Below are 18,135 nucleotides of genomic sequence, written 5' to 3' on the forward strand. Positions count from 1 at the left end.
CCCATGTGCCCCCCCGATTTCAAAGGCAACAAAAGCCACCTGCCCAGCAAGCCCTGCGCGGTCTGCGGTCGCCCCATGAGCTGGCGCAAGGCCTGGGCCAAGAATTGGGAATCGGTGCTGTACTGCAGCGAAGCCTGCCGACGCCACAAAACGCCACCGGACCGGAGCGAGCCCGGCGGCCACTGAAGCCGGTGCAACCGGCATTCAAAGCGGGGGCATGTGCAGCGTTTGCCCGTGCTGCAACAGGCGCAACGCCGACACGGGCAGCCCGGCCCGCGCCAGGGCTGCGGGCACCTCGGCCAGCGGCGCATCCAGGGGCTCGTCACTGAGTGCAAAGGTGCCCCAATGGATGGCCACCGATTGAAGGGCCCCGACGTCCTGATGGACCTTGACGGCTTCCTCGGGGTTCACATGCTGCGCCCTCATGAAGGCCCTCGGCTCATAGGCCCCCACGGGCAGCAGGGCCAATTCCACCGGCCCCACCCGCTCCCGGAGGGTCTTGAAGTCGTCTGAATAGCCGGTGTCACCCGCAAAGTAGACAGAACGCCCACCGGACTTCAACACCCAGCCGGCCCAATGGGTCTGGTGGCGGTCGCTGATGCCACGCGCGCTCCAATGGTGTGCCGGCACGGCCTGCGCCTGCACAGAGCCCACAGCCTGGGTTTGCCACCACGCCAGGGCCTGCACATGCTGGACGCCACGCTCCTCGAACCAGCGCTCCAAGCCCTGCGGAACCAGAAACAAGGGGCTGCCGCCGGACTGACTCGCCAGCGTCAGGACGCTGGCCTCATCCAGGTGGTCGTAGTGGTTGTGCGAAATCAGCACCAGATCGATGTGCCCCAACTCCTCCGGCCGGTAGGGCGGCGGCACACTGCGTGCAGTGCCCATCCAGCCGAAGGGCGAGGCACGGTGAGAGAAATGGGGATCGGTCAACACCCGCAAGCCGCCGATGCGAACCAGGGTGCTGGCGTGCCCCAGCCAAGTCACCGCCACCTGGTTTGGCGCCAGGGCCAGCCCTACCTCGGGATCGTGGACTACCGCGAAACGCCCACCTGGCAGGTAGCGCCCGGGCGGCGGAGGCAGGCCATGCCACCAGGAGGTCAACATCCAGGTCAGCACCTCGCCCAGGGGTTTGTCGATGACCTGCCCATCGCTGTTGCGGTAGGTCGGCGAGACACCGGCGCAGCCCGCCAGGGCCAACGTCACCAACAACAGAATCGCCCACGCTGCCCGGCGCGCGCGCCAACGCGCCTTGGCGCTCATCGGGCGGCTCCGACCGGGTGGGGCCCACCCGCGCGAGCGTGCAGCATCCAGGCGTTGACCAGACCGCCCAGCAAGGGTTGTTGGGTGATCGTGAAACCCGGCACGGCCAGATCGGCAGCCTGAACCAGCCGCGAGGGCTGGCGAGTACGGGCCCAAAGCCGCAGGACCCACGCGTCGCGCAAGCCCCTGTGCTCGGCCAGAAAACGGCGCACCGCCTCGGGATTCATCAGCACCGAGGGCTCGATCAACAACAGGGTGCCGCCTGGGCGCAGCAGGGCCAGGAGCGCACGCAGTGCGGCCGGACGATCTGATAGCACGGCCAGCAGCGAAGCCGCCGAGACCACGTCAGCCGTTGCCGCCATCGGATCACCAAGCCGCCCCACTTCGAACGCCGGATGATCACCGGACAGGGTAGTGGCCATGCGTTGGGCCAAACGCACCATGGCCGGGTCGGCATCGACCCCCTTGACGCGGTAACCCCGTCGCCAGGCGAGGCGACTCAACAACCCTGGCCCACAGCCCATGTCGAGCCATAGCTTGCCTTGGCCAGTTGGCAACAGAGCTACAGCCTCTTCATGCAAGGCCTTGTAAAAGGGGGCGGCCTGCACCCGCGCGAAGAACCACGCGCTCAGGCACGACATGGGCGGCTCCCGGTATCAAGGCGATGGCGTTGCCGTTCGGAACGGAACTCGCACGGCAGCGGCGCAGGGCACGTGGTGGTGGACGGCTTGAGGCTGTCACGGTATCGGGACATTGAATATCTTTCCTGTTGACGCAGTGAAGCGATGCTAGGGTCCTAGCTATCTTTTGGGAAGTAGTTACCATTTGGAAACCATGAAACTCGCCCCACTCGCCACCCTGCGCCAAGGCCCCTGCCTTAACGCATGCCCGGTCAGCAAGACGGCCCGTCTGATCGACGGCCGCTGGACCACCTTGATCATCCGCGACCTGCTGGGTGGCACCCGGCGGTATTCAGAGTTACTGTCTTCGCTGGAGGGCATCAGCCCCAAGGTGCTGGCGGCACGCTTGCGCTTTCTGGAGCAGCAGGGGCTGATTTCCAAAAAGATCTACCCGGTGGTGCCGCCGCGCACCGAGTACAGCCTGACGCCCGTGGGTTCGGGTCTGAGCGGTGTGATTCAGGCCATGGCAAGCTTCGGCGCTACGCTTGACCAACCGACTCCGGATCAGAATCCGTCCGAGGGCTGAAGCTCACCCCCTTTCAAGGCTTGCGCACCACCTGCTGCGACAAGGGATAGCCGCCCATGGTGCCGACCGTGCCATAGACCGCCGCAGCTGTGCCCGTCATGCAACTGGCACCCATCATCCCCAGGGCCGTGCAGTCGGCATAGGCCGTCTGCTGCAGCTGGGCAGTGGTCGGGGCAGCGCTGGGATCGTCGGTATTGACGAAGACCAGGGCATAGGCGTTGCCCACTCCACCGGCTGAAGGATTGGCGGCCGCCGGGTAGCCGTCATAGCGCGCATCGCTGGCCACGCCGGGTCGCCAGCCTTCATTGCCATGCGCCACCACGAAGGTGTTGTTGGTGGCCAGGTAGAAGGCCCCCACCATCACGCCGGTACCGGTGCTGTCGGCATAGTGCACGCCCTGGCGGCTCAAGGGCACGGTGCTCATGGGCGAATCCGTCATCGACTGGGTCAGCACCCCATTGAGCCCCGACACACTCCGCGTGGTCGAATTGAAGCTGAAGCTGCCCGTGAAGATGCTGTTGTTGGGCTGGGTCTGCGGCTCGTAGAACGTGGCGGTGATCTGGTAGTCGGTAATCACCTGGACCGCCTCCGAGGCCGGGCCGGTGCCCAGTGCATTGACCGCATTCACCACCCAGGCGTAGCCAGCGCAAGACGTGCCGCAGGCCACCTGAATCGGCGACGCACTGGCGCTGGCGCTCAGCCCCGCCGGCACCGAGCTGACTCGGTAGCCGGTGAGCGGCGAGCCACCGCTGTCGGTGGCGCCGATGCTGATCACGACCGTGTGCGCATCCGTGCCCAGGCGGGCCTGGAGCCCGGTGGGGGCTTCAGGCACGCCCACCGAGGTGGCCGGGCTCACGGTCAGGGTCTGGGCCACCTGCGGCGCGGCGGCGTACAGGCTGTTGCCGTCCTGGTCGGCGGAGAGCGTACAAGTGCCCAGGGCCAGGCCCTGCACCAGGCCGCTGACAGCCTGCACGGTGCAGACCTGGGGCGTCAGGGTGCCGTAACGCACGGCCAGGCCCGAGCTGGCCAACGCCGTGACCGTGGCACTGCCCCCCAGCGTGAGCGCTGGGGCAATGCCGAAGCGAATGGTTTGTGCAGCCAACCCCTGGGTCTGCACCACCAGGCTTTGGGTGGTCTGGGGTGCTGGCTGGTAGTCAGCGTTGCCAGCCTGGTTGGCCGCCACCACGCAGGTCCCGGTGGTCAGGGCCGTGACCTGCCCCGCGTCCAGCACCTGGCACACGGCCGGCGTGAGGCTGCTGAAGCTGGCACTCAGGCCAGAACTGGACGTGGCGCTGACCTGGGCGCTCAGACCCAGGACCAGGGCAGGCGCCGCCCCAAACTGCAGGGTCTGCGCCTTGGCCAGGGTGGCGGGAGCCAGGCCGCCGCCACAGGCGCTCAGCAGCCCTGCCAAGCCCGAAGCAACAACCGCAGCCAGGGCACATGCCCCAGCCCTGGGCTGCCGATGCAACAAAGAGATGTTTGCGAACATGGTGAAGAGTCCTCAGAAATCAAGGCGCAGGGCCAGTTGGATCGAGCGGCCCTTGCCGGGCACGGGCACGCCCCATGCGATGCCGTTGATGGCCATCGATGAGCCCTGACCCAGGTAGGCCCCGCCCAGGGGTGCGCTGTAGAAGCGGTTGAACAGGTTGTCGACACCCAGGTCGAAACGGGCCTTCTGGAACTGGTAGCTGGCGCGCCAGTTCAGCAAGGCATACCCTGGGGTCGGCATCTCGTTGCGCACCTGCGAGACCCGGGTCTTGGCACTGACGGCCAGCCACTCCAGGCTTTGGGTCCAGGCGCCCCGCTGCTGCTCCAGTGACCAGCGCAGGTTCAGCGGCATCTGGTTGTAAAGGCCGTCGCCCGTGACCCGGTTCGTGCCCTGCACCCAGTTGAGCACGGCACGGGTCTGCAGCGTGCCCAGGCGGGCACTGCGCCCCAGCACCGCCTGCCCGGACAGGTCCAGCCCCTGTAGCCGGGCCTGCTGGTTTTGGTATTGCAAGAGCACGAAGCTTTGCGTGTCGGTCTGATTGGCGGCAGCGCACTGGCCCATGGCGCAACGCTGGGCGTCGATGTAGTTCTCGATCTGCGTCAGGTAGACCGTGCCGCGCACCTGCCAGTCGGGCTGGCTGCCCGGGGCGGCACCGGGGGGCTGCACGGCCTGCCAGTCGGCCGTAGCGCTGAGGGTGTGGGCCACCTCGGGGCGCAGGTTCTGGTTGCCGATGTAGCCGTTGCCGTCGCCGGCAAAGTTGTTCATCAAGGCGGCCATGGCCTGGGTGGACCAGGGGTAGCGCTGGTACAGGCTGGGTGCGCGTGATTTGCGGGCATAACCCAGTTCGTAGGTCTGGCCGGCGACAGGCGTGTGACGCACCAGGGCGGTCAGGTCCCAGTTCAGATCGGAGCGACGGTGCCCTTGGGCATTGAAGCTGGCAGCATCGTTGCCCCACAGGCTGGCCAGGTTGTTGTTGTAACCCTGGACCGGCGCTGCGTCCGAGCTGACCGAGCTCAGGCGCAGGCCCAGCAAGCTGCTCCACTGCGGCTGCCATTGGGCCTCCCACTCGGCAAAGGCGTCGTGGCGTTGGCGCCGTCCATAGTTCAGGTTCCAGAACGCGTTCGGACCCATGGTGCCGCCCACCGGAGGCCACCAGTCATTCAGACTGTAGTGCTGGGCCTCCAGGCCCAGGCGCAGCAGGTCTTGCTGCGTCCAGTTGATGTTGGCCTTGAGCAAGGCCCCCAGGGTGCGGGCCTCGGTGCTCATCGGCATGCCGGTGCCATAACTGTCCCGATCGGCCCCCATGTCCATGCGGTGGTGGGTGCGCTGGCTGTAGGCCTGGGCCAACAACTCGCCCCATTCATATTGCCCCTGGTAACGGGCATTGAGCTGGGTGTTGCGGTTGCCCGTCATGTCCATGCGCTGGTTGGGGTAGCCCTCAAAGGGGATGTCCTGCTGGCTGGCACTGAGCTGCAACCAATGCGTGTCGTGCCGCAGCGCCAGGGCCAGGCTCTGGTTGCGCGCGCGGAAGCCGGATGAGCCCACCTCGTCGCCCGCCAGCGCGCCGCCCGAGGTGGCCGCAGCCGACTTGAACGCGGCTGCAGCGCGGTAGTTGTCTGATTGGGCGCTGGAGCCGGTATAGCTCAGGCTCAGTCCCTCATTGGCCACCACCAGCGCGGCATCGGCGCCTCGGCCACGGCCATTGCTTCGGTAGAACGAACCGACATGCCCTTCTGTCAGCAGGCCTTGACCGACCGCCGCGAACTTCGGTGCCGCCGACTCGACCTGGATGCTGCCGCCCAGGCTGTCGCCCCCCACGCTGACCGGCGTGATGCCGGCAAACACGCGCACCCGAGCCACGTTCGAGGCATCGATGTAGGACAGCGGCGAGTTCATGTGGTTGGGGCAGGCCGCCATCAGGTCCATGCCGTCCACCTGGATGCGCAGGCGTTCGTCCGCCAGGCCATGGATGACGGGCAGCGACGACACGCCGCCCGCACCATACAGGCTGAGCCCGGGCAGCCCGTCCAGCAACTCGGCGGCATCGCTGCTGCCCAGGCGGCGCGGGGTCAGGGCCGCGCCTTCAAGGCGCAGGCGCCCCGGCAGGCTGCGGCTCTCGTTGCCGGGTGCGGTGTCGGTCACGGTGACGGCGGTGAGGGTGCCCGCGACTGGCACGGGCGTCTTGCCTTCGATGTTTGAATCCCCGGTGACAGGGGTCTGAGCCATCAGCAGGCCACTGGCTGAACTGGCCAACAGGGCGATCACGCCCAAGTGGCGGGTCGGGTGTCGTTTCATGGCGTTTTCCTTGGGGTCTTGCCAGAGCCCCGGAACGGATCGGCGTGGCGCGGGTTGTGCAGGAATCGGTGGTCCGTCAAGGTCTTGAGAAAAGCCAGCAGGTCAACCTGGTCCTGGCGACTCAGGGCACGCGGGTGGATCAGAGGGCTCTTGAGCGGGCTGGCTCGCCCGTCGCCCGCGTCAGGGCCTTGGGCCACGAAGCGCCCACCATCGGCGTACAGGGCCACCACCTCTGCCAGCGTGGCCACCGAGCCGTCATGCATGTAGGGCGCAGTGACCTCGATGTTGCGCAGCGTGGGTGCACGGTAGTGCCCCATGTCGGCCGCCTTGCCCGTGATCTCGATCAGGCCGGGGCTGGCCGCCGGGTAGGCACCGCGCCCATCCAAGTTGTACAAGCCCTTGTTGTAGAAGCTCACATCGACCTCGCGGGTGGCCACCGTCAGGAACTGGTTGCTGAAGTTCGGCTCCCGATGGCATTGGATGCACTCGGCCTGGCGGAACACCTTCAGGCCGCGCGCCTCAGGGGCGCTGAAGCGGGCTTTGCCTTGCTTCACCCGGTCGTACTTGCTGTCGAAGCTGAGCAGCGAACGCTCAAAGGCCGAGACGGCCTTGATCACATGGTCCCAGCTGATGGTCGCTTGCGGGTCTTCCGGGAAGGCCGCGGCAAAGCGCCGCGGGTAGCCAGGCACGGCCTGCAGGCGTTGCAGCACCTGCTGGACGTTGTTGTCGTTCACCCCCATTTCGACCGGTGTCTCGCCAAAAACGGGATTGGTCATCTGGCGCTCCAGCGTGATCAGCGCCGGGTTGGCCCAGGTGTAGGTGGCATTGAACGCCACATTGGCCAGCGACATCGGGCTGCGCGGATGGGCCTCCCCGGTGGAGCCCAGCCCGTGGGCACGGCCATCGGTGAAGGCCAGCCGCTGAAAGTGGCACGAGCCGCAAGACTGTGTGCCATTGCCCGACAGGCGCTTGTCATAAAACAGAAAGCGCCCCAGCTCGACCTTGGCGGGTGACATGGGGTTGTCGGCTGGCACGCGCGGCGGCGGCACATCGGCGGGCAACTGCCAACGCCAGTCAGAGGATCCCGCGGCAGCGCTGCCAAGGGACGCCGCAGGGGTGTTGGAGGCAGCGGCACCGGCAGCCCGGGGGCTGTCTTTGGAGGCGAGGGCCTGTTGGCTGGCGCACGAGGCCACCACCAACAGACCCACCCCCAGAAAGACCCCTGGCCACCGGGCACCCCAGATATCAAGCAGAGGGGTGCCCATGGATCACAAGCCCACAGCCTTGAAGGCGCCCTGGGTCTGGCCTGCGATCGCTTGCCCTGTGCCCGTACCGTCGCTGTTGAAGTTCAAGGCCAGCACGCCGAAGGGCCCCACGCACTTGGCGTCGGTGGGGCTGGACATGCAGCTGTTGGCCGCACTGAAATCGGCGCTGGCGAACAAGGTCTTCACGTCCAGCGCAATCGCCTGGGTGTTGGGGTTGAAGCTCGAAAAGGTCAGCGGCACGCGGTTCGGCGCAGTGCAGCCGCTGATGGCCACCCCATTGGCCGGATCGCCGACGCAGCCGGTGGAACCAAGGTGCAGCAAGGTGATGGGGTTGCCAGCATCAGCGCTTTGCAGCTCCACTTTGGTGAACTTGCGGCCACCGCGCCAGTTCCAGGACATGCCAGGGTTCACGTCGGAACGCAAGACCGCCGGTGTGGCCGGGTCGGTCGAATTGAGGTGATTGAGCGAGAACGGCACGCCCAAGGTCATGCTCACCCCCACGTACTGCCCGGCCGGCACCGTCCCCTGGATCAGCTTGTTCAGCGAGGCGCCCGCCGTACAACTGCCCACACCGGTCTGAGACAAGGTGATCAGGCTCACGCTGTCGGTGCCCTGGTAGTTGTTGTTGTCGGTGGTCGAGAGGGTCAGCGCCACCGTGCTGCCATCGGCCTTCAGCAATTTGACGTTCGAGATGTAAAAGCGCAGGTCCTGGATCTGGGCAGCGCTGCTCTTGCTGCCCAGCGCCGGCACAGCGGTGCCGCACTGGATCGGGGCGCTGCCGGCATAGGCCGCGAACTGCAGCTTGACTGCGCCACTTGAATCAACCGACCAGCCGTTGCCGCTGTCGCCGCCGCCGCCACAGGCACTCAGAAGTACCGACAGCGCCAGGGCACAACTGCCCGCGCCGAGAGAGGATTTGAAAAACCGGGTCGTAGAAATGCCAGCCATGAAAAGCTCCTGCATCGAATGATTGAAATGAAAAGGGTGCAATCGGTCACCAGCACCCCGTGCACCGGGCGCAGGTCTGGTGTTGCGATCAGAAATGAAAGTGAAGCGACACGGCACGGCCCACCCCAAGGGGGTGACCAGGAACGTGTTCACTCCGGGTGCACGAGGCCCCAGGGGCCCGCGGCACCCAGTGGCGCGAGAAGGTGTTGAAAAGAGGCCGGGCGTGGCTGCACGCGCTCATACCAAGCGGTACAAGACGCAACAGAGCAGCTTGAACAGCAGCCTCAGGCCAGCGGAGGCGCGCGTGGATGCGCCAGACGCAGGTCAGGGCGCAGATCGGGAACCGATGGGGTCGGCAGCCGCCACCTGGGCTGCTCGGGCGCCAGCATCGGCAGGACCAGGCTGGGTGCCGGGCCCAGGCGATCCAGCATGAGCACGCAGTAGGCGCAGTCATCGATGCTGACAGCAGCGGTATCGGACAGATCCGCCAGCGCTGCCTTGGCCAGCGATGGGCTGGCGGGCTTGCTGGCCGAACACACATCAGCCCAGATCAGGGCCGAGGGCTGCTGCGCCGCCAGTGCCCGTGACACCGTGGGCATGAGCGAGGCCAGCACCATGGCCGCCACCATCCACCAGCTGGCAAGCCGGCGGCAGGAGACACTGCGGAAAGAGTTGCTCAAGTGGCGCATGGACAGCCGAAGATTATGCCGCCATGGGTTCACAAAAAACTGACATCAGATCAATGAAACTTCACAGAGCAAGCCGGCCACGCGCCCCGCCTCGAAGGCCACGTCGGCCCGCGGTCGGGCCCGTCAACGCTGCGCCTGAGGACCGAAGCGCGAGGGGCTGAATGCCGAAAGATCCTGCTGCACCGATTGACCCGCCGCCAGTGCGGCCGCCCACTGCCCCGTGCGTGCTGAAGCGCCCAGGCCCACGTGACCATGGCCAAAGGCCAGCACGACATCGGGCGAAGCACGCGAAGATCCGATGCAGGGCAGGCCATCGGGCAGGCTGGGGCGGTGCCCAAGCCAGCGTTGAACGACGTCGGTCTCAAGGTGGGGGCCCATGCCTTCGAACATGCTGCGCAGGTGCTGGTAAAGGATGTCGGCACGGCGCCAGTCCGGGGCCGCGTGCAGCCCCGCGATTTCAACCTGGCCGGCGGCGCGCAGGCCGCCCGCCATCCAGTGGACGATGAGCTTGCCGTCGGCGGCCATCATGGGTAAACGGGGACCACGGGTGGCTTGCGCGACCTGCACGTGGTAGCCGCGCTCGGACTCCAGCGGCACCGGTGTGGCGGCCGCTGCAGCCAGCGCACCCGAACGGGCACCGGCGCAGATGACTGCCGCGTCGCACGGCAACTCACCGCGCTCTGTCACAACCGAACGCAAGTGCCCGCCCTCCAGGCGGAAGCCAGTGGCGCGGGCCTGCCACGACACGGCGCCCAGCGACTGGGCGTGGCGAGCCAGGGCGGCCACATAGCCGCCCGGATCGCGACACTGCCCCGCCTCGGGCACATGAACCGCAAAGCGGTAGCGGGGATCCAGATCGGGCTCGCGCTCGCGCAGGGTGGCTTCGTCCCACTCGACCCACTGCACGCCGGTGCGTGCCCTTACCCGCCAGGCCAGCGCCTCGCCCTCGAACGCTTCGCGCGAGCCATACACATGCAGCAGGCCCTGCTGCTCGATCAGTTGGAGCACACCGGCCTCGCGGGCCAAGCGCTGGTGGAGCGCCGGGGCGTCGACCAACAAGGCCCGCAGCGCGTGGGCCGTGCGCTGCACCCGCGCCTCGGTCCAGCCCGCGGCCAGGTAACGCAGCAACCAGGGCAGCGCCTGGGGCAGGTAGCGCCAACGCACCGCCAAGGGGCCCAGGGGGTCGGCCAGCCAGCCGGGCACGCGGCGCCAGGCGCCCGGCAACGCCGGTGGGATCACCGAATGCGATGACAGCCAGCCTGCGTTGCCGTAGCTGGTGGCGTGCTGGCCGCCAGCCACCTCGGGCTCGACCATCGTCACACGCAATCCCAGGCGCAGTGCCTCGATGGCGGTGGCGCAACCGACGGCGCCTGTGCCGATGATGGCCACATGGCGGCGAGCGGCGGATGGATCAGCGGTGTTCAGTGGGGTGTTCACGGGGTTGCCCTTCGATGGCGCAGTCAGTGTCATGGTGGCACCGATCTGATGCGGCTGATGCGGCCGCTCGGATGCCCTGGCCTGCAAGCAAAAAGCCCGCCCGGGCTTGTGGCCGGGGCGGGCGTCGGTTCACGTCAGGGCCTGGCGGGGGTGTCCCGCCCCGAGGCGCCTCAGGTGATCGCTGGATCGATCGGGGTTCGACGGATCAGTATTCCCAGAAGATGCGTTGCAGTTCCTTGCTGTCGTTGGTCTTGGTCAGAGCAACCATGGCCAGGATGCGGGCCTTTTGCGGGCGCAGGTCGTGCGCCACGACCCAGTCGTACTTGTCGTCGGGTTGCTCGGCGTTGCGCAGCACAAAACCGTCAGGCACACGGGCCGAGCGGATGATCTGCACGCCCTGGGCGCGCAGGCCCTGCAAAGCCGCCACGGCCTGGGCAGCCACCGAGCCATTGCCGGTGCCGGCGTGGATCAGGGCCTTGACGCCGGCCTTGCCGTAAGCGTCGATGCCGGTGGTGTTCATGTTGCCGTAGCCATAAACGATGTCCACGGCGGGCAGGGTCTTGATGTCATCGATGTTGAACTCGGACGCATTGGTGTGGCGCTTGACCGGTGCACGGAACCAGTAGTTGCGGCCTTCCACCACCATGCCCAGGGGTCCCCATTGGCTCTTGAAGGCCTCGGTCTTGATGTTGATGGTCTTGCTGACGTCGCGACCGCTCTGGATCTCGTCGTTCATGGTGACCAGCACACCCTTGCCGCCGGCGTCCTTGCTGGCGGCCACGCTGACCGCGTCGTACAGGTTCAGCGTGCCGTCGGCCGACAGGGCGGTACCGGGGCGCATCGAGCCCACCACCACGATGGGCTTGGCAGTGTGCACGACCAGGTTCAGGAAGTAGGCGGTTTCTTCGAGCGTGTCGGTGCCATGGGTGATGACGATGCCGTCCACATCGGCCTGCTTGCTCAGGGCCGAGACCCGGCGCGCCAGGGTCAGCAGGTGCTCGTTGGTGAAGCTCTCGGAAGCGATCTGGAAGACCTGCTCGCCGGTGACCTGCGCCACGTTGGCCAGTTCGGGCAGGCCCGCCAGCAGCTTGTCGACCGGCACCTTGGCCGCGGCGTAGGTGGCGCTGTTGGCGGCCGAGGCGCCAGCACCAGCGATGGTGCCGCCGGTGGCCAGCACCACCACGTGCGGCTTGGCCGCCTGGGCCAGTGCGGCGGCAGACAGGGCGCTCAGCGCGACGGCGGCCAGCCATTGTTTCAGCGATTGACGGGTGGACATCAGCATGAAGGAAAACTCCTGAATTCGGGTCTTGAGGGGGAGCACGCAGCCCTCGGGTGGGGCCTTGAACTCATCCCGCAGGGTCGCCGCGGGATGGCTGATGCTAGGGGCGCCACCAGGCCGCCAATGCGGAATAATCGACCGCAGGGTGTGAAATCCGCTCATATCCGCATTAACCCTGATTCATCGCTGGGCCCCCATGAACCTGAGGCAACTCGAAGTCTTCCAGGCCGTGCTGCAGACCGGCAGCATGAGCGCCGCCGCACGCCTGCTGTGCGTCACGCCCTCGGCCGTCAGCAAGGCGGTGGCCCACACCGAGCTGCAACTGGGTTATGCCCTGTTCACGCGCAGCCCGGCAGGGCTGACGCCCACCCCCGAGGCCCAGGTGCTGGCCGCCGAATCGGCCGGCATCCACCGCCAACTGGAGGGCCTGCGCCAGACTGCGCGCAACCTGGCCCGCGGCGAGGGTGGGCAGATCCGCCTGGCGGCCATTCCCTCGATCAGCCACAACTTTCTGCCCAGCCTGCTGCAGGCCCATGCAGGCCGGCACCCCCAGGTGGGCATAGAGGTGCGCACCCTGAACCAGGATCAGATGGCGCCGGCATTGCTGACGCACAGCGTGGATTTCTGCCTGGGCTTCTACCCGCACCCGCACCCGCAGTTGCAAAGCGATCTGCTGGTGAGCGGGCGCCTGTTCCTGGCGGTCACACGCGAGCTGTGGACCTGGTCGCTGCGCGGCAGCCCCCCGCTGGCCTACGGGCGGCTGGCCCAGGTGCCGGTGATCCGCCTGGTGGGCAACGACCCGATGCGGCAGGCGATTGACGAACTGGCTCAACGCCTGGGTGTGCCGGAGGCTGGCGGCGGCATTCAAGTGCAGACATCGCAGCTGGCACTGGAGCTGGTGCGCCGCGGCATGGGCTGGACTGTGGTGGACTTTCTGACCGCCCAGCACCTGGACCCGCGGACCATGGTGGCCATCGAATTGCACGAACTCCCGCCCATGTCGCTGTACAGCTACCACAGCCCGAATCACCCACCGGGCCAGGCCGTGCAACGCCTGCTCGCCATGCTGCCCGGATTGCTGCAGCAAACGCTGTCGGCCCCCGCGGTCGGCGCCCTGGCACCGCAGCGGGCGGGCGGTTCCTGAGGCACACTGTTTCCGCGCCCCGGGCCGCGTTGCGGCCTGGCTCGCAATCCACACCCCAACCGGAGACCTGACCCATGCGACTCAAGACTGCCGCCCCCATCGCTCTGGCCTTTGCCGCCGGCCTGCTGGCCGGGCCCTGGGCCACCGACCTGCTGCGCGATGCGCACGCCCAGGCGGTCCCCCTGGCGCCGGTCGCCATCGACATTGCTGCACTCACCGATGCTGACCTGTCCGCCACCCCCAACCCCGACTTGCGCAGCAAGACCCTGGTGGTGACCGACCAGGCCACCCTGGCCGTGCAGACCGGCAATGTGGCCAAGCACTACCACGCCAAATCGGATGAGATCCAGTACATCGTCGAGGGCACGGGCACTGCCTGGCTGGGCGACCGGCTGGTGGACATCAAGCCCGGCATGCTGTTGGTCATCCCCAAGGGCACCGCCCATGCCGGCACCGTGCCCAGCAGCGGGCGCTTCAAGGCGATCGCCATCAAGGTCCCGCCACAGGCCAACGGGGACACGGTGCTGTTGGAATGAGGCGGTAAGGCCTCAGCGAGATCGGCCCTTGCTTGACTCCAGCCGATCGAGCAATGAATACCAGGCCACGCCCGCGGCGATGTAGAAGCGCTGCAGGCCGTGCAAGGGGATGCGACGCATGCGGGTGATGGGGTACGGAAAAGGCGCCCCTCCTGCAAGCTCGCCGGCCGTCAGGCGCTGGGCAATCTGCTGGCCCAGGCTGGTACACAACGCAATGCCACGCCCATTGCAACCCAGCGCCATGGTGACGCCGGGAGCAGGCTCGTGCACGTGGGGCATGAAGTCGCGCGTGATGGCGATGCGACCGGCCCAGCGGTATTCATACTGCAAGGGCCCCAAGCCTGGAAACAGCAAGGCCAGCGAGCGTTCGAGGTGGGCAAAATCCTGAGCGCCGACCGGGTCGCTGAAATGGCCGCGCCCCCCCATCAGCAGCCGTCCCTGGGCGTCTTTGCGGAAATACAGCAACAGCCGTTGCGAGGTGGAAGCGGTCTCACCCGCCGGCAGGATGGCCGCTGACTGCTCGCCCTGCAGCGGGCGCGTCGCCACCATGAAGCTGTTGGCGGCCAGCACCGTCTGACGCAAGCCAGACCACAGACCGTCGGTGTAGCCATTGGTGGCAATCACCACGCGGTCGGCCCGCACCGTGGCGCCGCCTCGGCAAGTGGCAAGCCACTGCCGGCCCACCCGCTGCAAGGCTGTCACCGGGCTGTGCCCGTGCACTTGAACACCTTGCCTCTGAGCGGCTTGCAACAGGCCCCGGGCATAGGACAGCGGTTGTACCCCACCAGCACGGCCATCGAGCCAGCCGCCGGCGAAAGCCTCCGTGCCCACGCGGCGCATCACCGCTGCGCGGTCAAGCCACTCGACTGCCACGCCTCGGGCCGCCCATTGGCGCGAACGCGCCTGCAGACTCGCCAACAGCTTCTCGTCGTAGGAAAGCTGCAGCCAACCGGCTCGCACCGGATCGCAGGCGATGCCATGGCGGCGGATCAGTTCGAACACCAGGTCGGCCGACCCGGACACCACCTCGATCAAGGCCTCGGCACGCTCAGGGCCCAGCAGGGCCCTGAGATCGTCGGGATCGTGCTTGAGCGTGGGGTTGACCTGCCCACCATTGCGCCCTGAGGCCCCCCAGCCCGGCTCACGGGCCTCCAGCACGGTCACGCGGGTGCCCGCCTGGGCCAGGTGCAAGGCAGTGGACAGACCCGTGTAGCCCGCGCCGATCACCAGCACATCGGTGCGGGTCGATTCGGACAGCGCCGGCGTGGCGGTGGCGGGCAGCGCTGTGGCCGCCCACAGCGAAGGGGGCATGGCTTCGGAATAGGGCAGGCTCATGGCGTGCGCTCCAATACCGCCTGGGCCGGCTGATGCAGCACCCGCCGCAGGAAATCCTGCGTGCGCGCGTGGCGCGGTGCCCCCAGCACCTGGTCGGAGCTGCCCTCTTCGACAATGGTGCCGCTGTGCAGAAAACAGACCCGGTCGGCCACCTCGCGGGCAAAACCCATTTCGTGGGTGACCACGATCATGGTCATGCCTTCGCGGGCCAGGGCACGCATCACCTCCAGCACATCGCCCACCAACTCAGGGTCCAGTGCCGATGTGGGCTCGTCGAACAACATGGCCTCGGGTTTCATGGCCAGCGCGCGGGCAATCGCCACCCGCTGCTGCTGACCGCCCGAAAGCTGGGCCGGGTAGGCCTGAGCCTTGTCCACCAGGCCCACCTTGTCGAGCAGATCCAGGGCCAGGGCCCTTGCCGGACCGCGGGCCTGGCCCTGCACATGCACCGGGCCTTCCATCACGTTGTCCAGCACGCTGCGGTGGGCAAACAGGTTGAAGCGCTGGAACACCATGCCCATGCGACAGCGCAGTTGCCGGATCGATGCACTGCGCACATCCACGGGCTGGCCAAAGGCGCGGATTTCACCGCCCTCGTAGGTTTCCAGCCCGTTGATGCAGCGCAGCACCGTGGATTTGCCTGAGCCGGACGGCCCGATCAGGCACACCACCTGGCCGGCTTCCACGTTCAGGCTGACGCCCTTGAGCACTTCGTGTGCTCCGTAGCGTTTGTGCAAATCGCGAATTTCGATCATGGCCTGCGGGCCCCCTTGCCAAAGTGGCGTTCAAGTTTCTTCAGGCCCGCCACGAGAGGCAGGCTCAACACCAGGTAAAGCAAGGCCACCAGGGTGTAGACCGTCATGTTCTGGAAGGTGGACGAGGCAATCAGTTGCCCGGCCCGGGTCATCTCTGCCACGGTGATGGTGGACACCAGCGACGAATCCTTGAGCATCATCACCAGCGTGTTGCCATAGGGCGGCAGCGCGATGCGGAAGGCCTGGGGCAGGATCACCCGGCGCATGATCAGCACCGGCCCCATGCCCATGGCCAAGGCAGCCTCGCGCTGGCCCGGGTCGACCGCCTCGATGCCGGCCCGGAAGTTCTCGGCCTGGTAGGGCGAATAGGCGATGCCCAGGCCGATCACGCCAGCCTGGAAAGCCGTGAGCTGGATGCCGACGTCGGGCAACACAAAATAGATGTAGAACAACTGCACGATGATGGGCAGGCCGCGGATCAGGTTGATCAACGCGCCCCCGGCCCAGGCCAGGGCCCGCACCGGGGACAGTCGGACCCATGCCAGCACCAGGCCGAGCACGGTGCTGAAGACAAAGGACAACAGCGTGACCTCGACGGTGACCACCGCCCCCTGCAGCAGGATGGGCAGGAACTCACGCGCATGGTCGATGAACTGGGACGCAATCATGAAGCGCTCTCAGACCTGGGGCGCGCGGGCCTCAGATGCCCCACTTCTGCACGATCTTGGCCAGGGTTCCGTCCGCCTTGATCGCAGCAATCGCCTTGTTGAGGCGCGTCAGGGTCTCGGTGTCACCCTTGCGCACCACCAGGCAAACATCGCCCACGTTGAGCGGTTTGTAGCTGTCGACGAGGCGCACCCCCTGGAAGGTGTTCTGGCGGATCTGATAAGCCATGATGGGCTGATCAGCCAATGCGGCCTTGATGCGACCGAGGGCCAGATCACGCGCCAGGTCGGCCACCGAGTCGTAGCTGCGCACCTCCTTGAAAATGCCCTTCTTGTTGAGCATGTCGAGGAACACCGTACCCACCTGGGCCCCAACGACTTCGCCCTTGAGTTCATCGAGCGTGGTGTAGGGCTTGGCATCGTCGGCCTTGACCAGCAGCCCCTCGCCATAGGAATAGACCGGGTCACTGAAGTCGACCACCTGCTGGCGCGCCGCCGTCTTGAGCATCGCGGCCGAGATGATGTCGATCTTGCTCGAGGTGAGCGACGGAATCAGGGCCGAAAAAACGGTCTGCTGCACATTGACACTGAATCCACCGGCCTTGCCCACCGCCGTGACGGTGTCCACCATCATGCCCTGGATGGAGTTGCTCTTGACGTCCAGGAAGGTGAATGGGATGCCCGTGGCCGTAGCCCCCACGTTGTAGCTGGACGCACCGCCCTGGGCCCATGCACCCGAAGTGACACAGGCCGCGCACAAGATCAGGGCGGCACGGCGAAGGGATGAGGCAAGTGACATGGAAAGCTCCTATACAGGCAAGGCCAGAGGGTGGATGAATGGGTGAAGTTGCATCGCTTGATGCAACGACCATGCCAATAATCGATTTATAAAACTCTTATTGCAATTAATACAAACCACTATTCGACGATATAGAATCGAATATCGATTTTTAAGGCCGACATGATCCCCACCCAAGACACCTTGAAGACAGGTGCTGCCGACGCGCCGGCAGCCGGCGGCAACAGCTTGCTGTTCAACCAGTCGCTTGAGAAAGGACTGGGCGTGCTGCGCGCCTTCAATGGCCAGCGCCGCACCATGACGATCGCCGAGGTGGGCGAGGCAGTGGGGATCAACAAAAGCTCGGCCCAACGCATGGTCTATACGCTGGAACAGCTGGGCTACCTGCGCAAACACCCGCAGACCCGGCGCTACCAACTCGCTCCGCGGGTGATGGAGATCGGATTCAACTACCTGTCGGCCAATCCGATGATCGAGATTGCCAACCCCTTCCTGTCCGAGTTGTCGAACGTCACGACCGAAACCTCGTGCCTGACCGAGGGCGATGGTGACGAAATGGTCTATGTGGCCCGCTTTGTGAGCGCCCAGTTCGTGCCGGTGCACATGCCCATCGGCAGCCGCATCCCCATGTACTGCACCGGCTCAGGCCGGGCCTACCTGAGTGCACTGCCCGAGGCCGAAGCCCAGGCCCTGATTGAGGCGGCACACCGGGTGGCCCATACACAGCACACCCTGACGACCGTGGAGGCCATCCTGGAGGCACTGCGCCAGACGCGCCAGCGCGGTTACGCCATCAACCGCGAGGAGCTCTTTCTGGGCGACATGACACTGGCCGCACCCGTACTTGGCGCCAGTGGCCGCCCGCTGGGCGCCATCCACGTGGTGGCCCCCACCAGCCGATGGACCCTGGAGGAGGCCGAGCGCAGGCTGGCCCCACCGCTGCTGCAGTGCGCCAGGGCGGTGAGCAGTTCGGTGCGCACCATGGGCTGATGGCGCTCGGGCTGGGTTAGAGTTCCGCCACCCACATCGC

General features: G+C 66.6%; 18 protein-coding genes. 5 read left to right on the plus strand and 13 right to left on the minus strand.

The features are described 5' to 3' along the window. Positions 1–3: 3 nt before the first annotated feature. Positions 4–186 carry a DUF2256 domain-containing protein gene (locus AC3WUT_RS05280; protein WP_492346020.1) on the plus strand — a complete coding sequence of 61 codons (183 nt, stop codon included), beginning with the start codon at positions 4–6 and terminating at the stop codon, positions 184–186. A gap of 18 nt (positions 187–204) precedes the next feature. On the opposite strand, the gene AC3WUT_RS05285 is transcribed toward AC3WUT_RS05280, so the two are convergent. Then, entirely contained in the window at positions 205–1,263 is a 1,059-nt protein-coding gene (locus AC3WUT_RS05285; protein WP_492346021.1) for an MBL fold metallo-hydrolase, read from the minus strand. Next, positions 1,260–1,904 (minus strand): class I SAM-dependent methyltransferase, encoded by a 645-nt coding sequence (locus AC3WUT_RS05290; protein WP_492346022.1) that lies wholly within the window; start codon positions 1,902–1,904, stop codon positions 1,260–1,262. The genes AC3WUT_RS05285 and AC3WUT_RS05290 overlap by 4 nt, the downstream gene beginning before the upstream one ends. A gap of 193 nt (positions 1,905–2,097) precedes the next feature. Here AC3WUT_RS05290 and AC3WUT_RS05295 point away from each other — a divergent pair, with 193 nt between their 5' ends. Continuing rightward, entirely contained in the window at positions 2,098–2,469 is a 372-nt protein-coding gene (locus AC3WUT_RS05295; protein ID WP_492346023.1) for a winged helix-turn-helix transcriptional regulator, read from the plus strand. Between the two features lie 13 nt (positions 2,470–2,482). Here the strand turns inward: AC3WUT_RS05295 and AC3WUT_RS05300 are convergent, their stop codons facing one another. The 7 genes from AC3WUT_RS05300 to AC3WUT_RS05330 form a co-directional block, all read right to left on the minus strand. Next, on the minus strand, positions 2,483–3,958 hold the full coding sequence (locus AC3WUT_RS05300) for a hypothetical protein (RefSeq protein WP_492346024.1): 1,476 nt from the start codon (positions 3,956–3,958) through the stop codon (positions 2,483–2,485). 12 nt (positions 3,959–3,970) lie between these two features. Continuing rightward, positions 3,971–6,253, minus strand: coding sequence for a TonB-dependent receptor plug domain-containing protein (locus AC3WUT_RS05305; RefSeq protein WP_492346025.1), 2,283 nt, complete (start codon positions 6,251–6,253; stop codon positions 3,971–3,973). Further along, a complete protein-coding gene (locus AC3WUT_RS05310) occupies positions 6,250–7,518 on the minus strand; it encodes an MbnH family di-heme enzyme (RefSeq protein WP_492346026.1) in 1,269 nt (422 codons plus the stop codon). Before AC3WUT_RS05310 ends, AC3WUT_RS05305 begins: the two co-directional genes overlap by 4 nt. Before the next feature lie 3 nt (positions 7,519–7,521). After that, positions 7,522–8,466, minus strand: coding sequence for an MbnP family copper-binding protein (locus AC3WUT_RS05315; protein WP_492346027.1), 945 nt, complete (start codon positions 8,464–8,466; stop codon positions 7,522–7,524). Between the two features lie 284 nt (positions 8,467–8,750). Beyond that, the gene (locus AC3WUT_RS05320; RefSeq protein ID WP_492346028.1) at positions 8,751–9,146 is read right to left on the minus strand and encodes a DUF2946 domain-containing protein; all 396 of its coding nucleotides are present in this window, start codon (positions 9,144–9,146) and stop codon (positions 8,751–8,753) included. A gap of 132 nt (positions 9,147–9,278) precedes the next feature. Beyond that, complete coding sequence (locus AC3WUT_RS05325) at positions 9,279–10,592, minus strand: NAD(P)/FAD-dependent oxidoreductase (RefSeq protein WP_492346029.1); 1,314 nt, start codon at positions 10,590–10,592, stop codon at positions 9,279–9,281. 205 nt (positions 10,593–10,797) lie between these two features. Beyond that, positions 10,798–11,868, minus strand: a complete 1,071-nt coding sequence (locus AC3WUT_RS05330) for an asparaginase (RefSeq protein WP_492346169.1) — start codon at positions 11,866–11,868, stop codon at positions 10,798–10,800. Between the two features lie 199 nt (positions 11,869–12,067). Between AC3WUT_RS05330 and AC3WUT_RS05335 the strand changes: the two genes are divergently transcribed. Next, positions 12,068–13,015, plus strand: coding sequence for a LysR family transcriptional regulator (locus tag AC3WUT_RS05335; protein ID WP_492346030.1), 948 nt, complete (start codon positions 12,068–12,070; stop codon positions 13,013–13,015). A gap of 74 nt (positions 13,016–13,089) precedes the next feature. Beyond that, positions 13,090–13,551: a cupin domain-containing protein gene (locus AC3WUT_RS05340; protein ID WP_492346031.1), complete on the plus strand. Its 462-nt coding sequence runs from the start codon at positions 13,090–13,092 to the stop codon at positions 13,549–13,551. A gap of 12 nt (positions 13,552–13,563) precedes the next feature. Here AC3WUT_RS05340 and AC3WUT_RS05345 read toward each other — a convergent pair whose 3' ends face one another. The 4 genes from AC3WUT_RS05345 to AC3WUT_RS05360 are packed head-to-tail and all read right to left on the minus strand — an operon-like array spanning position 13,564 to position 17,105. Further along, a complete protein-coding gene (locus AC3WUT_RS05345) occupies positions 13,564–14,886 on the minus strand; it encodes an NAD(P)/FAD-dependent oxidoreductase (RefSeq protein WP_492346032.1) in 1,323 nt (440 codons plus the stop codon). Next, positions 14,883–15,641 (minus strand): amino acid ABC transporter ATP-binding protein, encoded by a 759-nt coding sequence (locus AC3WUT_RS05350; protein ID WP_492346033.1) that lies wholly within the window; start codon positions 15,639–15,641, stop codon positions 14,883–14,885. The genes AC3WUT_RS05345 and AC3WUT_RS05350 overlap by 4 nt, the downstream gene beginning before the upstream one ends. After that, the gene (ehuD, locus tag AC3WUT_RS05355) at positions 15,638–16,309 is read right to left on the minus strand and encodes an ectoine/hydroxyectoine ABC transporter permease subunit EhuD (RefSeq protein ID WP_492346034.1); all 672 of its coding nucleotides are present in this window, start codon (positions 16,307–16,309) and stop codon (positions 15,638–15,640) included. Before ehuD ends, AC3WUT_RS05350 begins: the two co-directional genes overlap by 4 nt. Before the next feature lie 31 nt (positions 16,310–16,340). After that, entirely contained in the window at positions 16,341–17,105 is a 765-nt protein-coding gene (locus tag AC3WUT_RS05360) for an ABC transporter substrate-binding protein (protein WP_492346035.1), read from the minus strand. A 162-nt stretch (positions 17,106–17,267) separates the two neighbouring features. Here AC3WUT_RS05360 and AC3WUT_RS05365 point away from each other — a divergent pair, with 162 nt between their 5' ends. Beyond that, positions 17,268–18,095, plus strand: coding sequence for an IclR family transcriptional regulator (locus AC3WUT_RS05365; RefSeq protein WP_492346036.1), 828 nt, complete (start codon positions 17,268–17,270; stop codon positions 18,093–18,095). Positions 18,096–18,135 lie beyond the last annotated feature (40 nt).

It is taken from the genome of Curvibacter sp. EU05-FHT14A10 (genome assembly GCF_058791075.1).